Annotated in this window: 14 protein-coding genes; 7 read left to right on the forward strand and 7 right to left on the reverse strand. The window is 58.2% G+C overall.

The window, feature by feature from the left end:
- Positions 1-2779 (forward strand): Ig-like domain-containing protein (locus tag GVL50_RS27260; RefSeq protein ID WP_178124226.1); only part of this gene is annotated, 2779 nt, incomplete at its 5' end.
- A 121-nt stretch (positions 2780-2900) separates the two neighbouring features.
- Here the strand turns inward: GVL50_RS27260 and GVL50_RS27265 are convergent.
- Positions 2901-3266, reverse strand: coding sequence for a DUF6124 family protein (locus GVL50_RS27265; protein WP_159815700.1), 366 nt, complete (start codon positions 3264-3266; stop codon positions 2901-2903).
- 600 nt (positions 3267-3866) lie between these two features.
- On the opposite strand from GVL50_RS27265, the gene GVL50_RS27270 reads away from it, so the two are divergent.
- From GVL50_RS27270 to GVL50_RS27290, 5 genes are all read left to right on the forward strand, one after another.
- Positions 3867-4250, forward strand: coding sequence for a tautomerase family protein (locus GVL50_RS27270; RefSeq protein WP_159815701.1), 384 nt, complete (start codon positions 3867-3869; stop codon positions 4248-4250).
- A gap of 207 nt (positions 4251-4457) precedes the next feature.
- Positions 4458-4982 (forward strand): cysteine hydrolase family protein, encoded by a 525-nt coding sequence (locus GVL50_RS27275; RefSeq protein WP_159815702.1) that lies wholly within the window; start codon positions 4458-4460, stop codon positions 4980-4982.
- A 141-nt stretch (positions 4983-5123) separates the two neighbouring features.
- Positions 5124-6092, forward strand: coding sequence for a 2-hydroxyacid dehydrogenase (locus GVL50_RS27280; RefSeq protein WP_159815703.1), 969 nt, complete (start codon positions 5124-5126; stop codon positions 6090-6092).
- A gap of 261 nt (positions 6093-6353) precedes the next feature.
- Positions 6354-7421 (forward strand): phosphotransferase family protein, encoded by a 1068-nt coding sequence (locus GVL50_RS27285; protein WP_159815704.1) that lies wholly within the window; start codon positions 6354-6356, stop codon positions 7419-7421.
- 22 nt (positions 7422-7443) lie between these two features.
- On the forward strand, positions 7444-8211 hold the full coding sequence (locus tag GVL50_RS27290; RefSeq protein ID WP_007911074.1) for an SDR family oxidoreductase: 768 nt from the start codon (positions 7444-7446) through the stop codon (positions 8209-8211).
- Between the two features lie 130 nt (positions 8212-8341).
- Here GVL50_RS27290 and GVL50_RS27295 read toward each other — a convergent pair whose 3' ends face one another.
- The 6 genes from GVL50_RS27295 to GVL50_RS27320 form a co-directional block, all read right to left on the reverse strand.
- Complete coding sequence (locus GVL50_RS27295; RefSeq protein ID WP_053121366.1) at positions 8342-8551, reverse strand: hypothetical protein; 210 nt, start codon at positions 8549-8551, stop codon at positions 8342-8344.
- Between the two features lie 839 nt (positions 8552-9390).
- Complete coding sequence (locus GVL50_RS27300) at positions 9391-9648, reverse strand: DUF1652 domain-containing protein (RefSeq protein WP_053121368.1); 258 nt, start codon at positions 9646-9648, stop codon at positions 9391-9393.
- 135 nt (positions 9649-9783) lie between these two features.
- Positions 9784-11274 carry a helix-turn-helix transcriptional regulator gene (locus GVL50_RS27305; RefSeq protein WP_159815705.1) on the reverse strand — a complete coding sequence of 497 codons (1491 nt, stop codon included), beginning with the start codon at positions 11272-11274 and terminating at the stop codon, positions 9784-9786.
- A gap of 168 nt (positions 11275-11442) precedes the next feature.
- Entirely contained in the window at positions 11443-12336 is an 894-nt protein-coding gene (locus GVL50_RS27310) for a LysR substrate-binding domain-containing protein (RefSeq protein WP_053121372.1), read from the reverse strand.
- 6 nt (positions 12337-12342) lie between these two features.
- Positions 12343-14556, reverse strand: a complete 2214-nt coding sequence (locus tag GVL50_RS27315) for a xanthine dehydrogenase family protein molybdopterin-binding subunit (RefSeq protein ID WP_159815706.1) — start codon at positions 14554-14556, stop codon at positions 12343-12345.
- A complete protein-coding gene (locus GVL50_RS27320) occupies positions 14556-15020 on the reverse strand; it encodes a (2Fe-2S)-binding protein (protein ID WP_159815707.1) in 465 nt (154 codons plus the stop codon). The genes GVL50_RS27315 and GVL50_RS27320 overlap by 1 nt, the downstream gene beginning before the upstream one ends.
- A gap of 118 nt (positions 15021-15138) precedes the next feature.
- Between GVL50_RS27320 and GVL50_RS27325 the strand changes: the two genes are divergently transcribed.
- Positions 15139-16044 carry a LysR substrate-binding domain-containing protein gene (locus GVL50_RS27325; protein WP_159815708.1) on the forward strand — a complete coding sequence of 302 codons (906 nt, stop codon included), beginning with the start codon at positions 15139-15141 and terminating at the stop codon, positions 16042-16044.
- The last annotated feature ends 228 nt before the right edge of the window (positions 16045-16272 follow it).

Here is a 16272-nt window from a genome sequence, read left to right on the forward strand (position 1 = left end):
CGAAGAGGCCGGCGACACCGATTACGCAGGCCTGGCGGTGACATTTCTGGTCACTGACATCGTCGGCAACCAATCGGAAGACTGGTGCACAGAGACGCGCATCACCGTTTCGGTCGGCACGGTTTCCCTGACGGCCCCCATCGCCAAGGACGCCTTCAATAACAAGATCGACCTGGATCAACTGGGCAATAAAGACCTCACGATTCAAGTCTGGGCCAGTCCCCCCAGTTTCAAATTCGGCGACATCATCCATCTGAAAATGCGCGGTACCAGCGTCGATGGCGAGACGATAGAGGTCGACGCGCCCACCCAGACAATCGACAACCTGCCTCACACCTACGAGCTGCTGCTGAACAACGCGGATGCCCGCAGACTGGTCAAAACCCAAGTGATTTTTTCCTACACGCTGGCGCGCAGCGGCAGTACCGAACCCCTGCGCTCCAAAAACCAGTTTGTGCAGATCGAAGGCGAAGCGGATCGCCTTGCGGCACCGATTGCCGAGGATGCCCAACAGGGCGCGATCAACCCCGACCTCCCCGCCCCCCGCATCCGTATTCCATACGACCCGCTGATTCAGGTCGGCATGGCGATCGAACTCAGTTGGGTCGGCACCCGGCCGGACGGCAGCACCTACGACCCCGAACTGGAGTGGTACTTCCCGAGTAAAAGTGAAGTAGACAACCCGCAAGGCTTCACGATCAGCGTCGAGGGCACTCACCTCAAAACTCTTGAAGGCGGAAAACTCGAACTCTCATATGCCCTGCTGAGCGAAAAAGACAACGGCGACATCCTGCGCCGCGAATCGCACAAGGCGGCGCAACTGAATGTCGGCGAACCGTCACTCGAGCTGGTCGCACCACTGGTGCTGGGAGAGAAAGACGGCTCGCTGGAACCCCATGACCTGCCCAACGGCACCAGCCAATTGACCGCGCCGAAATCGGCGGTCAATCCGACGAAACGCGATGATGTGGTTACCTATACCTGGGTCGGCGATGTCAGTGGCAGGACAGAAGATTCGATTACGCTCAACTCGCTTTCGGCAGGCAAGGACGTGCCTTTCCACCTTGATGCCGAATTCGTGGCCAAACATATCGAGCCCAATCGCGGCAAAAAGGTAACGGCCAGCTATTGGATATGGCGCGCAGAGACAGGGACGACCAGTTATTCGAATGCATTGGAGTTCACCGTTGGGCTTGAACTAGCCGTGCCGGAGATTATCTCGATGACTGACTCAAATGGAGAACCGATTCCGCAAAACGGTCTCACTGTCGATCCAAATGCGAAGGTCAGTGGCACCGCGTCGCCGAATGGGACAGTGTTGATATATAACAACGGAGTGAGTACTGGAGGTAATGCAACTGCTGATGCACAAGGCTATTGGAGCCGAGAACTGAGAGGCCTCGCCCTCGGCGAATGCAGTCTCACAGCTGTCGCGCAATATGGTTCCGATCCGGAGTCTGCACCGTGGAAAGTGAGTGTCACACGGCTAAACGCACCCTCCGTCAAGGAAGCCGATGCAAACAACCTGAATCCGGTTGCAACCAAGGACGGACTGACTATCACGATCCCGTCGTACGTGGGTATTAATCCATCTGACAAAATTAGCGTGGTCTGGGTAGGAACCGCCGGCGGTGGTAGTTACACCTCACCTGAGGATGAATTCGGAACCGTTGACGAGCGTGAAATTCAGTTTCGCAAAGAAGTGGTGGCCTTTAACCTTGGTCTCTCAGTAATTTTAAAGTACACAATCCGCCGGGGGAGTGCTCAGCCGATTCAATCGCAGCCATTCCAAATGAATGTGCAAACTATTCCGGCGTCTGAGTTATTAAACAGTATCCCGACTATAGATGGGGCCTTGGAGAATGAGTTGAATATTCTTCAACTCAAGGATGATGCGAAAACACGAATAGCCCGTTGGCCATTAATAGCCACCACCCAAAAAATGTGGCTGCATTATAATGGCACCAACGCCGATGGCACTCCCTTCTCGTTGCAGTACTACGCGGCTACTTCTGTACCATTTGACGGCCTACCAAACGGGATGCTTCCACCGACCCCAGTCATCGCACTGCGAAAGTTGAAAGTTGGTTCAACTCTGAGTGTCGAATTTAAAATAAGCTTTGACGGAAGCACAGATGAAAATAAAGCAACGAGCCTCCCCACCAGAATCTACACAGTACAAAGTCTGGGAATCGGAAATGATCGCTCACTACAACTGACTCGCTACATAGTCGCTTCAGATAGACCTCCAAAATCCCCCCCTGCCGAAGCAACTTACTCTCAGCCGGCAATTGGGGGAGTGCCGCCATACGTTTACCGTTCGAATGCTGAACAAGTCGCTACCGTTACAAACCAAGGAGTCGTAACAGCGAAAACAAACGGCAACGCAACAATAACGGTTACTGACAGCCTAGGCAAAACAGCACTTTATACCCTTTCGGTAAGCGGCATAAAAGTGATGTTAAAAAACGACGCTAAAGGACGAAGTTGGCAAGATGCCAACGCCCACTGTAAGAGTCTGGGAGGAAGGCTCGCAACTCTCACAGAAATGCTCGCTTTCTACGATCTATACTCCAGTGAAAATAAAGATGTGGCTCTACTTTTGAATTGGCCAATTATACGGAAAGGCACCTATCCATGGTGGGGCGCATGGACCTCTACCGAGAGGGGTGACGACAGTTATTTTGTAAATTTAGACGCCGCGCCATCACTTGAGGGCTTTACTGGCTGGCATGCCAAGACGGCGCTGCGACCAGTCATCTGCATCATAAATTTATAAAAACTCTTTGAGTTATCAGAATAGAAAGGAGACATGTTTAATTTATACTTCCGGAAAAACAACTATCAAATATCAAATTCACGTAATGCGGCGAGGTCAGCGACTTCGCCGCATACAAGGTTCAGTCCACCGGAACCAAATTATCCAACACCTGATTAACCGCTAGCTCTCCCAGCATCACCACTTGCGCAATTCCCAACAGCGTCCGGCGATGAGTACCCTCAAGCATCCCCGCCAGGTCATTGATCATCACGCACGCCGAACCGAGGCTCTCACTGGCGTCGGCCAATAGAGGTTCGTTCGCACTGGCCGGGTTGACCATGAACAAACGGTTGGACACATACGGTGCGGCCATGATTTCGGCAGTGGGAGGGCCGAGGTAGTGGTCGAGGGCGCGCTCGGCGGCTTCGTGGAATTTCTTGGATTGGGAGGATTCGTAGGGCGATGCCGGATCGGTGGCCGGCGGGTTTGGCGTTACCTTGAACATAAATGCTTACCTCGTAATAAGGCTGCATCCATTCCACCGCTAAGCAAAAGGGAGGCAGCTGTGCGCAAGTTAGCGGTCCGGTAAGCATTCACAACCCGGCGCATCCGAAGATGCCATGCGCACAGCCACCATCGAGCGCAGGCGAAAGCCTGACTTGATAGGACTTGTACAACCGTGGATGCATACCGAGCCGCTAAGCCCGATCACTGGAAATCAGTGACCCGATCAACGTTACCGACCCACCCCAAGGCGCACAAGCCGGCGGATTCTGTCTTAGGCGTAGGCAACGACGCAACGATTTGTGGGCAATCGTACGTAACTTCAGGTGTCTATAAACACGAATTACCGAGTTATGTTTATTGGCTGACAACAGTAGGCGAAATGTCCGACAGATTGTGGCGCGAGCACCGTGCAAGAGGCAGGCTTTTGTGTTGGTCATACCGACCTCTTCGCGAGCAAGCCCGCTCCCACAGTTGGAATGCGATCCATTGTGGGAGCGGGTTTGCTCGCGAAGGCGTCGGATCGGCGAGCGAAATACTTTCAATCCCCACCATTTCATCTAGCGTGAGAAAGGCCCCACTACTCCCTCGGAGCCTTCCCATGCCATTAGTCCGCGTCGAAATCAAAAAACACCCCGACCCGACCTTTACCAAACGCATCGGCGAGCAGATTTACAGCGCCATGCGCAGCGCCATCAACGTCCCGGATCACGACAATTTCCAGATCCTCAACGAGCACGACGCCAATCACTTTGTCTTTGACCCCGAGTACCTCGGCATCCAGCGTTCCGAGCAACTGGTGATCATCCAGATCACGCTCAACGAAGGCCGAACGCTGGAGCAGAAAAAAGCGCTGTACCAAACCATCGCGCAGAACCTCAACACGCACCTGTCGATTCGCCTCGAAGATGTGTTCATCAATCTGGTGGAAGTGAAAAAAGAGAACTGGTCGTTCGGCAACGGCATCGCTCAATACGCCAATTGACAGGCGCGCAACCCGCACAGCATGATCAGTCCCATGAACCTTTGCGCGCTGCACCTCACCCGTACCACCACGACCGCCATCGGCGGGTCGTGGTGTTTGCGCCTGAGGTAACCCCAGCGCAGCAAACCCAAGGCCCCGCCAGCAATGGACGGGGCCTTGTTGTTTCTCCCGTCCGTGCGGCATTTGCAGAACTCAAGGAGAGACATCATGTCTGCAGCACTGTTGATCATCGATATGCAGGTCGGTCTGTTTCATGGCCCGGAACAACCTCATCACGGCGAGCAAATTCTCGCCAACATCCAGCACCTTATCGCCAAGGCGAGACAACAGCAGGTGCCGATCTTTGCGGTACGCCACACCGGGCCCCAAGGTTCGCCGATTGCCGCTGGCAGTCCGTTCTGGCAATTGCTGCCCGAGCTTGAGCTCAACGCTGAAACCGCAACCCTCTTTAACAAGTCCAGACCCAACGCCTTCCATGGCACTGACTTGGCGCAGCAACTGCAATCCAGAAAAATCGAGAATCTCTACCTCGTCGGCATGAAGACTCAATTCTGCATCGATAGCACTTGCCGCGCCGCTGCCGACCTGGGCTTCAAACCCGTGTTGATCGCCGACGCCCACACTTGCATGGACACTCCTGCCCTATCAGCGCAGGCGATTATCGATCACCACAACGCCACCCTCGGTGGCGCCTTCGCCCGGGTAATAAACAGCGCCGACGTAAGCTTCTGACGAAGCGTTCAGGCGAGCCCTGCATCAGCTCCTACACTGGCTGATGCGGAGCAACGCTCAACCATTGCCAAACCGCTCTGGAATCAGCACTCTGAAGCATAATTTGATGCCCTCGACGCCGACGATCACAGGAGCCGCGCAATGCCCGCAACCGTTCTGGTACTGGTTGAAACCATCAACGACTATTTGCCGATTCTGGAAAATCAGGGTTTTCACCTGATCCTCGCGCCGACGCCCGCCGAACGCGCGCAGGCTATTGCCACTCACGGCAGTCGCATCGATGCGGTGCTGACCCGTGGCCCGCTGGGTCTGACGGCTGACGAGATCGCCGCCCTGCCCGCGCTGAAAATCATCACCGTGATCGGGGCCGGTTATGAGCAGGTTGATCTGCAAGCCGCCAGTGATCGCGGGATTACCGTGACCAATGGCGCCGGGGTTAACGCCTCGTCCGTGGCCGACCATGCGATGGCGATGCTGCTGGCATTGGTGCGTGATATTCCGCGTTGCGACGCGGCGGTACGTCGTGGTGAATGGCCGAAGATCATGCGCCCGTCGCTGGCCGGTAAACGCTTGGGGATTCTCGGGCTCGGTGCCGTGGGCCTGGCGATTGCCAAGCGCGCGCACCTCGGTTTCGACATGGAAATCAGCTACCACAGCCGTCAGGTGCGCAGCGAGGTGCCTTACGCGTTTTGCTCGACGCCGACCGAACTGGCGCGCGCTTCGGACTTTCTGATCATCGCGACGCCGGGCGGTATCGGCACGCAGCATATGGTGACGCGTGCAGTGCTTGATGCACTGGGGCCGAAGGGTTTTATCGTCAACATTGCGCGGGCCAGTGTGATTGCCACAGCAGACCTGATCACGGCCCTTGAACAACGAAAAATTGCCGGTGCGGCACTGGATGTGTTCGATCACGAACCGCAGGTGCCGGATGCGTTGAAATCCCTCAGCAATGTGTTGCTCACGCCTCACGTTGCCGGCCTGTCGCCAGAGGCCACCCAAGGCACGGTCGAACTGGTGGGCAAAAACCTCGTCGCCTTTTTCTCCGGGCAACCGGTGCTCACCCCGATCGCCCTCCCGCCAAAACTCAGCAACCAGCGCGTGCACTGATCTGACTGATCTGACTGACCTGAATGACCTGAATGACCTGTAGGAGCTGCCGAAGGCTGCGATCTTTTGATCTTGCTTTTATAAGATCAAAAGATCGCAGCCTTCGGCAGCTCCTACACGGTGGGCTCTTGTGCTTATTCGGAACGCTGATTATCCGGCAACACGCTAACCTATAAGACCGCACCGCGCTTGTGAGCAATCGGGCGCGCCATTAGATTAGCCAATGATGTCTGGCCTCCAAAATAAGCAGAAGGGATAAGCATGGCGCTTACTGACCAGTCCACCCGTATCCGCTCTGGCGAAGAACTTGATGCCAGCCTGATCGATCCGTACCTCAAGGCGCATATTCCGGGCCTGAGCGGCACACCAGCGATCAGCCAGTTTCCCGGCGGCGCGTCGAACCTGACCTACCTGCTGGAATACCCGGAACAGGAATTCGTCCTGCGCCGTCCGCCGTTCGGCCACAAGGCCAAATCCGCCCACGACATGGGCCGCGAATTTCGCATCCTCAATCAATTGCGCGACGGTTTTCCGTATTGCCCGAAAGCCTACGTGCACTGCACCGACGAGTCGGTGATCGGCGCCGAGTTCTACGTGATGGAACGGGTCAACGGCATCATCCTGCGCTCGGAACTGCCGCCGGAACTGGGCCTCGATTCGGCAAAAACCGAAGCGCTGTGCAAGAGCTTTATCGACCGTTTCGTCGAGTTGCACCGCGTTGACTACAACGCCTGCGGCCTCGGCGATCTGGGCAAACCGGAAGGCTACGTCGCCCGCCAGATCAAAGGCTGGAGCGAGCGCTACGAAAAAGCCCTGACCCCGGACGCACCGCTCTGGGAGGCGGTGAAAGCCTGGCTCAACGACAAGATGCCGGCCGACCATCCGACGTCGAGCATCGTCCATAACGACTATCGCTTCGACAACGTCATCCTCGACCCGAACAACCCGATGCAGATCATCGGCGTGCTCGACTGGGAACTGACCACCCTCGGCGATCCGCTGATGGATCTGGGCAACACCCTCGCCTATTGGATTCAGGCCGACGACCCGGCGCCGGTGCAACTGATGCGCCGCCAGCCGAGCCATGCGCCAGGCATGTTGACCCGCCGCGAGTTCGTCGATTACTACGCCGAACGCTCGGGTATCCAGATCGACAATTTCGACTTCTACTACACCTACGGCCTGTTCCGCCTGGCCGGCATCGTGCAGCAGATCTACTACCGCTTCTACCACGGCCAGACCCAGGACAAACGCTTCGCGCAGTTCATTCACATGAACAAACTGCTGGAGCAGATGAGCCTGCAAGTCATCGCGAAATCGAGCCTCTGACGGCCCACACCAAGGAACCCCTATGTCCAAGACTCAGTTGTTCGACCTCGACGGCAAAATCGCTTTCGTCTCCGGCGCCAGCCGTGGCATCGGTGAAGCCATCGCCAAACTGTTGGCCCAGCAAGGCGCCCACGTCATCGTCTCGAGCCGCAAACTCGACGGCTGCCAGCACGTCGCCGACGCGATCATCGCCGCTGGCGGCAAAGCCACTGCAGTGGCCTGCCACATCGGTGAAATGGAGCAGATTGCCCAAGTGTTCGCCGGCATCAAAGAACAGTTCGGCCGCCTCGATATTCTGGTCAACAACGCCGCGACCAACCCGCAATTCTGCAACGTGCTCGACACCGACCTCGGCGCGTTCCAGAAAACCGTCGACGTGAACATTCGTGGCTACTTCTTCATGTCCGTTGAAGCCGGCAAGCTGATGCGCGAAAACGGTGGCGGCAGCATCATCAACGTCGCGTCGATCAACGGTATTTCGCCAGGCATCTTCCAGGGCATCTACTCGGTGACCAAGGCTGCGGTGATCAACATGACCAAGGTCTTCGCCAAGGAATGCGCGCAGTTCGGCATCCGCTGCAATGCTCTCCTGCCGGGCCTGACCGACACCAAATTCGCTTCAGCGCTGGTGAAGAACGATGCGATTCTCAAGCAGGCACTGACCCAGATCCCGCTCAAGCGCGTGGCCGATCCGAGCGAAATGGCCGGTGCGGTGCTGTACCTGGCGAGTGATGCATCAAGCTACACCACCGGCGTTGCGCTGAACGTGGATGGCGGTTTCCTCTCCTGATCCCGCTCAAACCCTGAACGGATCCTGCCCCTATAGGAGCTGCCGCAGGCTGCGATCTTTTGAATTTTGTAAATCAAGATCAAAAGATCGCAGCCTTCGGCAGCTCCTACAGTTTTTTCAAGCAATGGATCTATTGGGTGACGCAACGGGTGGTGGTGATGTGTCGAGTCACCTGCTCGTCGATGTACATGTCACCGACCACCTCGGTGCTTTCCTGAATCTGACAAGTGCGCTCCGGCGGCGGAGGCGGCGCCACGGGCGGAGGCGGCGGAGGACTGGCACAACCGGCCAACACACCAAAAATAACCAAAGGCAACACGCGTTTCCCAAGACTGTTCATAGGACGACCCGCGAAAAATGAGCGACAAACTCCCGCGACCCAACCGACCACGAGAGACCTGACCACTCATTCTTTATAGCCGAGGTGAGTGCAAGCGCCAGTGAAATGGCTGGATTGGGGGAATGGGGCTGTCGATTTTGAGGTGGGGATCGCGATTGGATTGCCTGAGAGAGCGCGGTCGCGAGCAGGCCGGGCTTCTAAAACAGCAAGATCAAAAGATCGCAGCCTTCGGCAGCTCCTACACAGAATGAGCGCAAGGTTGGCTGCCGCGTATATTCTGAAAGCCCCTCACCCTAGCCCTCTCCCAGAGGGAGAGGGGACTGACCGAGGTGTTTGGGCAAGTTACGCCGACGTGAAATACCGCGCCGCACACAAATCCCGAAAAGCCCACCAATCGGCTCCCTCTCCCTCGGGAGAGGGCTGGGGTGAGGGGCAAGAACACCACAAATCCAAAGCCAACCGCGCCCCGCTCCTCACCACTCAACACGATGAGCGCAAGCTCGGGTGCAGCTTTTGATCTTAGAGCCCGTCGGGAGGCTGAGTGGAGGGATTCATACGGGGAAAGCATCGAGAGGAGGTGCAGCGAAGCAAACCGTAGGCGATGCCCCCGGATGAACCCGGAGCGAAGGAACCCGAGCCTTAGCGAGGGCCGGACGTCAGGGCACAGACCTTTGGTTCCTTTGGGCTGGGCCGGCACTCCGGCGTTTGCCAAAGGGACTCGCCGTAAGGGCGAAACCATTAGCAGCCGTAACCGCTGCAACGGATATGTACCCCAAAGCCAAATAATCAAAAGATCAAAAGATCAAAAGATCGCAGCCTTCGGCAGCTCCTACACGGGCTCAGGCCAAGTCGGGATCTCGAGACGAGCGCAAAGAATTACTCTCCAACTCATAACGCAATTCTTCAATCAACCCCGCCACCGACTCCGCCGTGCGCAACACATCCAGTTTCAACCCACTGACAACCAGATCCACCTGCCCAGACACCGGGTGATAAAGCTTCACCGTCAGCGAATGATCACCATCCACCAGACACTCACACGCCAGCGGCGAAAAACTCTGCTCAAGCTGAGCGCGCAACTGCGCAAGATTCATCATTGAGGCTGTTCCTTTAGCTACTTCGAAGGGACACGGTCACGCAAAAAAAGCCACGCACCGCACCCCACCAGACTAAGAACCACCCGCCCCCACCAGAACCTCAATTTGCACCGGATCAACTAGTGCATTTGCACCCTAACGCTGCCCGCGCCATTCCCCCGAAAACAACCCGCGCTCGCGCGCCCAGACAATCGCCTCACTGCGACTATGAACATCCAGCTTCGAATACACCGTCGCCACATGATTGCGCACGGTATTCGGCGCCAGCTTCAGCCGCGCGGCGATCTCCTTGTCCGCCAAACCCTCACAAATCAGCCCCAACACATCCCGCTCCCGCGCCGTCAGGTCGGTAAACGACACACTCGGCAATTGCGGCGAATTGACCTTCTTCACATTCGCCAGCTTCTCGATCAGCGTACGACTGAACCACGAAGCATCCTTCATCACCTCTTCAATCGCCGCCACCAGCTCAAGCTCGGTACGCTTGCGCTCGGTGATGTCCATCAGCACCAGCAAATAGCACGGCACATCATGAATATTCACCGTGTCGGCCGACAGCGCACACTCGAGCAAATCAGCGTCCTTGGTGCGCACCCGCACGTCCACCCGATCCACTCGGCCATTGTTCTCAAGCGCCGCGAGCAGACGGGACCGCGCACCGTTGTCATCGATAAAACCAATCTGCGTCACGGTTTTACCGAGCACATCGTCCCCGTCAAAAGCCAGGGTATCGAGAAACGCCTGATTGACGTCGAGCACCCGCTGCTCCTCCGCTGTGCAGATCAGAATCGGCACCGGCGTCAGGCGAAACGCCTTGGCAAACCGCTCCTCACTCTGACGCAGCGCCACTTCGGCCTTGTGCCGCAGTTCCATGTCGACAAAGGAAAACAGCATGCAATCTTCGTCGTTGAGCACCAGCGGTTGCCCGGCGACGATCACCTGCTTGCTGCTACCATCGGGCAAGCGCAATTCAGCCTGCATCTGCGGAATGGTCTCTACATCGCGCAGGCGCTGAATGGCCAGATCGCGCTTTTCTGCCTGCTCGTAGATGTCGATTTCATAAGCTGAGGTGCCGATGACTTGCTCGCGGGTATAGCCGGTCATCTCCAGAAACCCCGGATTGACCTTGATATAGCGCAAGTCGCTGATACGGCAGATCACCGCCGGCGCCGGGTTGGCATTGAAGGTTTTTTCGAAACGCTGCTCGGCGTTGGCCCAGTCGGTGACGTCGCTCATGATCAACACCAGCGACTCGGGCTGCCCCTCGCGATCGGTAAGGATCATGCTGCGCACGCTGTGTACCCAGACGCGTTCCGGGTCATCCGCCGCATTCACTTCGATCAGCACATCATTGAACGCCTCGCAGCGCGCCACGCGGCTGATCGGATAATTCTCGGGCGACAGCGTGTGGTTGTTGCGATAACGCAGGTTGAAACGCTGCGCGTACTCGGAGGCGTTGTGGCCCAGCTCACCGATCCGGCTGACGCCATGCATGGCCAGCGCGGCCTCGTTGGCCCAGAGGATGCTCTGATCCCGCTCCAGCAGAATCACCCCGTCGGACAACCCGGCGATGATTTGTTGTAACTGGCGGCGATTGGTTTCGGTGGTCAGGACTTCCTGGCTCATTGGATCTCCACAAGTGATGCGCCATGTGAAGAGTACGACCGCAGCCACCTCTGATCGTGCCACCCTTTTCGTACACACCAAGTCCCCCTGTAGGAGCTGCCGAAGGCTGCGATCTTTTGATTTTGTTTTTTAAAAGCAACATCAAAAGATCGCAGCCTTCGGCAGCTCCTACAGGGGTTGGGGGTTGCCGTTGAGTTCGCGGAGGGTATCGAGGAAGAGTTTCAGGACGGGGGAAGCATCATCCGCCCGATACGTCGCATACAGCGGCACTTCCGGCAACGCTGGGGTCAGGCGTCGAAACACCAGCCCCGCCGGCGCCAACTGTTCAATCGACGCCGGCAACAGCGCCACGCCAAACCCGGCTCGCACGAGACTCAATAGCGTCTGCACCTCAATCACCTGCTGACGGATCTGCGGGGTAAACCCGGCCTGAATGCAGCATTGATAGAGAAAATTGGCAAACCGTGACTGCTTCAGCTCCAGCGCCACAAACGGCTCCTGCGCCAGATCCGCCGGGGCCAGCACCTCGCGTTGCGCCAACGGATGATCCGCCGGCATCACCACATGAATCGGTTCATAGATGAGCAGTTCATTGCGCAACAACGGATCGTCATAACCCACGCGAAACACGCAGGCATCAATGCGCTTCTCCTTCAACGCCTTGACCTGCGCCGCCGGGGTCATTTCGTGCAGGCGCCAATTGACCTGCGGATAGCGCTCGCGAAACAGGTGCAAGGCCTTGGGCAGCACGCCGACCATCACCGAACTGATCATGCCTATTTCCAGTTCGCCGAGCTGACCACGCCCGGTCTGCCGGGTCAGATCCAGCGCCCGCTCAAGCTGTTCGAACACCAGCGGCGCCTGCTCCTTGAGCATCTGCCCCGCCGCCGTCAGTTCGACCCGATGATGGCTGCGCTCGAACAGCGGCGTGCCCAGTTCCTCTTCCAGCAAACGAATCTGCTGGCTCAGCGGCGGCTGGCAGATATGCAGGCGTTCGGCAGCGCGACCGAAATGCAACTCATCGGCCAACGCCATGAAGTACCGCAGCAAGCGCAAGTCCATGGCGATTTATCCCAGGCTCAGTGGCGTCGAACGCTGGCGCACGCCGGTCAGCGCGAACAACGCATTGGCGATGGCCGGCACCACCGACGGACTGCCCAACTCGCCGACGCCACCCGGTTTGCTCGGCTCACCGTCGAGCACGAGGATGTCGGTGGCCGGCATGTCGGACATGCGCGTGACGCGATAGTCGTGGAAATTGCTCTGCACCACCCTGCCCTGTTTGATGTCGAGCCGATCGAACAACGCGTGACCGAAGCCCCACATCAGGCCGCCGTAGATTTGCTCTTCAACACCGCCCGGCGACACTGCCAAACCGCAATCGACCACGCAGGTGAGCTTCTCGACTTTTGGCTTGCCATCGACCGTCGCCACCCTTGCGACCACCGCGATGAAACTGGTGTAACCCTGATTGGTCGCGATGCCCAGCGCGGTTCCCGGTGGCAACGGCTGACCCCAACCGGCGCGCTCGGCTGCCTGCTTGAGCACGGTCACATGCCGAGGTCGTTCCTGCATATTGGCCAGGCGGAACGCCAGTGGATCTGCACCGGCCGCGTGGGCCAGCTCATCCATGAAGCTCTCGACGGCAAACACGTTGGGAATAAAACTCACCGAGCGATACCAGCCGCTTGGCACGTCGCTTTCGTGCTTGACCCAATTCAGTTCCAAATGCGGTGGACGGTAGGCGAAGTCCCACGCGGTGATCGCTTCGGTGGTGCTGTAATCCATCTTGTCGGGGCGTTCGAAATAGCCCGGCTCCCACTGTTCCGGCGAGGCTGGCGACACCGCGTGCAGCTGCAGCGCGCTGAGTTTGCCTTGAGCGTCGAGCGCGCCTTTGACCCGATGCAACGTCGCCGGATGATTGAACAGCGCGTGCATTTCATCTTCACGGCTGTTGAGCAGTTTCACCGGCACACCGGTTTTCTGCGCCAGATACGCGACTTCAAACAACCAGTATTTTGCCTCCCGCGCACCGAAACTGCCGCCAGACACCAACTCATGAATGGTGACGTTGGCCTTGTCGATCCCGCACACGGTTTGCGCCGCTTCCAGTGCCGACGACGGCACCTGCACGCCGCCCCAATAGGTGATCGCCTTGTCCTTGACCTGCGCGGTGATGCAGATCGGTTCCAGCGGGTTTTGCACCTTGTAGGGCATGGTGTAATCGGCTTCGATCAGCTTCGCCGCGCCCGCCCATTGCCCGGCGACATCACCTTGGGTCATGGCTTTGACGGTTTGTGCTTGCGGATCGCCGATGGCTTTGGCTTGAGCGCTGAACAACTGCTCGCTGTCGAACCCGGCCAGCGGTGAATCGCTCCACTTGATCTCCAGTACTTTGCGGCCCTGCTGCGCGGCCCAGAACGTATCCGCCAACACGGCGACGCCTTCCAGATTGCCGCCGAGCACATCCGGACGCCCCGGAATCGCCAGCACTTTGCGCACACCCGGAACTTGCAAAGCGGCCGCTGAATCGACGCTGACGACCTTCGCGCCGACCACCGGCGCGCGCTGAATCACCGCCACCAGCATGTCCGGCAAATGCACGTCGATGCTGTACTTGAACCGCCCGCACACCTTGGCCGCCGCATCACGTTTGTGCCGCAGCTTGCCGATGTATTTGAACTGCGCCGGGTCTTTCAGCGTGACGTGGGTCGGCGCTGGCAGATTCGCCGCGACCCCGACCAGTTCGCCATAACCGAGGCTACGCTTACTCGACGTGTGAACGACGCGACCTTCCTCGGTGGTGCAACTGTCGGGGCTGACTTTCCACTGTTTCGCCGCTGCTGTAATCAACAGCGCCCGCGCCGTGGCACCGGCCATGCGCAAGCGATCGTATTCGAGGGAAACACTGGTGCTGCCGCCCGTGGAGAAGACTTTCCAGACCGGATGAATGTAGGTTTCGAAAAACGGATCTTCCGGGGTAATCACCTGCACGGTCATCGGGTTGACGTCCAGCTCTTCCGCCACACACGCGGCCAATGCCGTTTGCGTACCGGTGCCTGAGTCATGCTTGTGCACCACCAGTTTCACCGTGCCGTCGGGAAAAATCCGCACCCAGGCATTCGGCTCAAATTCGTTGGCCGGCGCCATGGCTTTTGGATCGGTGGCCGCCATGCCGCCGGGCAGATACAGGGCAATCGCCAGTCCGGAAGCGACGGTCGCCGCTTGCTTGAGAAAAACCCGCCGCGGCAGTTCGATGCGGGTGTCGTCGATGAGGCTCATCACGCCTCCTTCGGCGCATTCGCCGCACGTTTGATCGCTTTATTGATGCGCCCGTAAGTGCCGCAGCGGCAGATATTTCCGGACATGGCGTTGCGGATCGAATCGTCGGTCACCGCCGCACCGGTGTTGAGCAGCGCGGCGGCGGACATGATCTGCCCGGATTGACAGTAGCCGCATTGCGGCACATCTTCGGCGACCCAGGCCAATTGCAGCGGATGGTTTTCCGTCGGCGACAAACCTTCGATGGTGGTGATGCTGTGGCCCGCGACGGCGGCCGCCGGCAATTGGCAGGAACGCACCGCGACGCCGTCCAGGTGCACGGTGCAGGCACCGCACAGACCCATGCCGCAGCCGAACTTGGTGCCGGTGAGTTTCAGTTGATCACGCAAGACCCATAACAAGGGCATGGAGGAGGACGCTTCATCCAGCTCGCGTCGTTCGCCGTTAACCGTGAATGCAATCATTGTCAGGCTCCAAAAGAGCGGCCCGTCTTTGTGCGGGCCTGGTCACCGATTATTGGAACCCTGAGCAAAACGCGGCCAGCGACGATTTCTGCCAACCGCTGTAAGCAGGACTAACAACATGTACAAGCGATACCCGTCGGTGCAGTCCATGAGCGCGTTTATCCACGCCGCGCGCAGCGGCAGTTTCTCCAGTGCTGCGCGCAAACTGGATCTGACCCACAGCGCGATCAGCCAGCAGATCCGTGCGCTGGAAGATTTCATCGGCCAGCCGCTGTTCGTGCGTGAAGGCGGCGGCAGCAACCTGACCGACGCCGGGCAGTTGTTTGCCAGTGTGTTGTCGGACGGTCTGGCGCAGATTGACCGGGCGATCTCGTCGGTGAAAAACCGCAGCGTCGCGCAACGGTTGACGCTTGATGTCGACAGCGAACTGGCGCAGAGCTGGCTCAATCCGCGCCTGCCGCAGTTGCTCGACGGGCTGCCGGATTACGAGGTGACGTTGCTGTCGATGCCGCGCAGTGATCGCAGCACGTTTGAGCGAGTCGATCTGGCGTTGCGCTATGGCTATGGCGATTGGGACGACTGCGAGATGACGCAGATTTGTGGCGATAGGGTGTTGGCGGTGGCTTCGCCGGATTTGCTGGAACGCTATGGGTTGCAGGTGCCGTTGAGCCCTGCGCAGATTTTGGAATTGCCGTTGTTGGGATATACGCGAAGGTCGTGGATTCCGTGGCTGGATGCGGCCGGAATGACCCCGACTGAACCGCCGGCACGGGTGATTTTTGATAATGCGGCCAACCTGATCGCCGCTGCCGAAGCGGGCGTTGGTGCGGGGTTGGTGCGTGGATTGCTGGCGGCTGATGCGTTGCGCAGTGGGCGGTTGGTGGCGTTGAACGGGGCGCAGATTGCGGCGCATTACAACCTCTACGCGGTGTGGCCGCATGGGCAGGCGGAGCGTGTGGCGCCGGTGGTTGAAGCAATCAAACTGTTGGCCCTGCGGACACTTGAAATCCAGCCCTCACCCTAGCCCTCTCCCAAAGGTAGAGGGGACTGATCGTGGGATATTGACGAATTACGCCGACTTGAGAGATCAGCTTTGAATCCATAATCGACTCGAACTTTCAGGTCGATGCATCGCGAAAAACACCTCGGTCGGCCCCCTCTCCCTCCGGGAGAGGGCTGGGGTGAGGGTAGCTCCTGATCTGCCCATATCGAACGCATATCACCACCCCGCCCAATTAATATTGTACGAACC

This window comes from Pseudomonas sp. 18058, assembly GCF_902706155.1.
GTDB classification, from domain to species: Bacteria; Pseudomonadota; Gammaproteobacteria; order Pseudomonadales; family Pseudomonadaceae; genus Aquipseudomonas; species Aquipseudomonas rustica.

Bases quoted from the DNA above. Each gene is read 5' to 3' on its own strand.
- GVL50_RS27265 (WP_159815700.1), bottom strand. From the start codon at position 3,266: ATGTTCAAGGTAACGCCAAACCCGCCGGCCACCGATCCGGCATCGCCC.
- GVL50_RS27270 (WP_159815701.1), top strand. From the start codon at position 3,867: ATGCCATTAGTCCGCGTCGAAATCAAAAAACACCCCGACCCGACCTTT.
- GVL50_RS27275 (WP_159815702.1), top strand. From the start codon at position 4,458: ATGTCTGCAGCACTGTTGATCATCGATATGCAGGTCGGTCTGTTTCAT.
- GVL50_RS27280 (WP_159815703.1), top strand. From the start codon at position 5,124: ATGCCCGCAACCGTTCTGGTACTGGTTGAAACCATCAACGACTATTTG.
- GVL50_RS27285 (WP_159815704.1), top strand. From the start codon at position 6,354: ATGGCGCTTACTGACCAGTCCACCCGTATCCGCTCTGGCGAAGAACTT.
- GVL50_RS27290 (WP_007911074.1), top strand. From the start codon at position 7,444: ATGTCCAAGACTCAGTTGTTCGACCTCGACGGCAAAATCGCTTTCGTC.
- GVL50_RS27295 (WP_053121366.1), bottom strand. From the start codon at position 8,551: ATGAACAGTCTTGGGAAACGCGTGTTGCCTTTGGTTATTTTTGGTGTG.
- GVL50_RS27300 (WP_053121368.1), bottom strand. From the start codon at position 9,648: ATGATGAATCTTGCGCAGTTGCGCGCTCAGCTTGAGCAGAGTTTTTCG.
- GVL50_RS27305 (WP_159815705.1), bottom strand. From the start codon at position 11,274: ATGAGCCAGGAAGTCCTGACCACCGAAACCAATCGCCGCCAGTTACAA.
- GVL50_RS27310 (WP_053121372.1), bottom strand. From the start codon at position 12,336: ATGGACTTGCGCTTGCTGCGGTACTTCATGGCGTTGGCCGATGAGTTG.
- GVL50_RS27315 (WP_159815706.1), bottom strand. From the start codon at position 14,556: ATGAGCCTCATCGACGACACCCGCATCGAACTGCCGCGGCGGGTTTTT.
- GVL50_RS27320 (WP_159815707.1), bottom strand. From the start codon at position 15,020: ATGATTGCATTCACGGTTAACGGCGAACGACGCGAGCTGGATGAAGCG.
- GVL50_RS27325 (WP_159815708.1), top strand. From the start codon at position 15,139: ATGTACAAGCGATACCCGTCGGTGCAGTCCATGAGCGCGTTTATCCAC.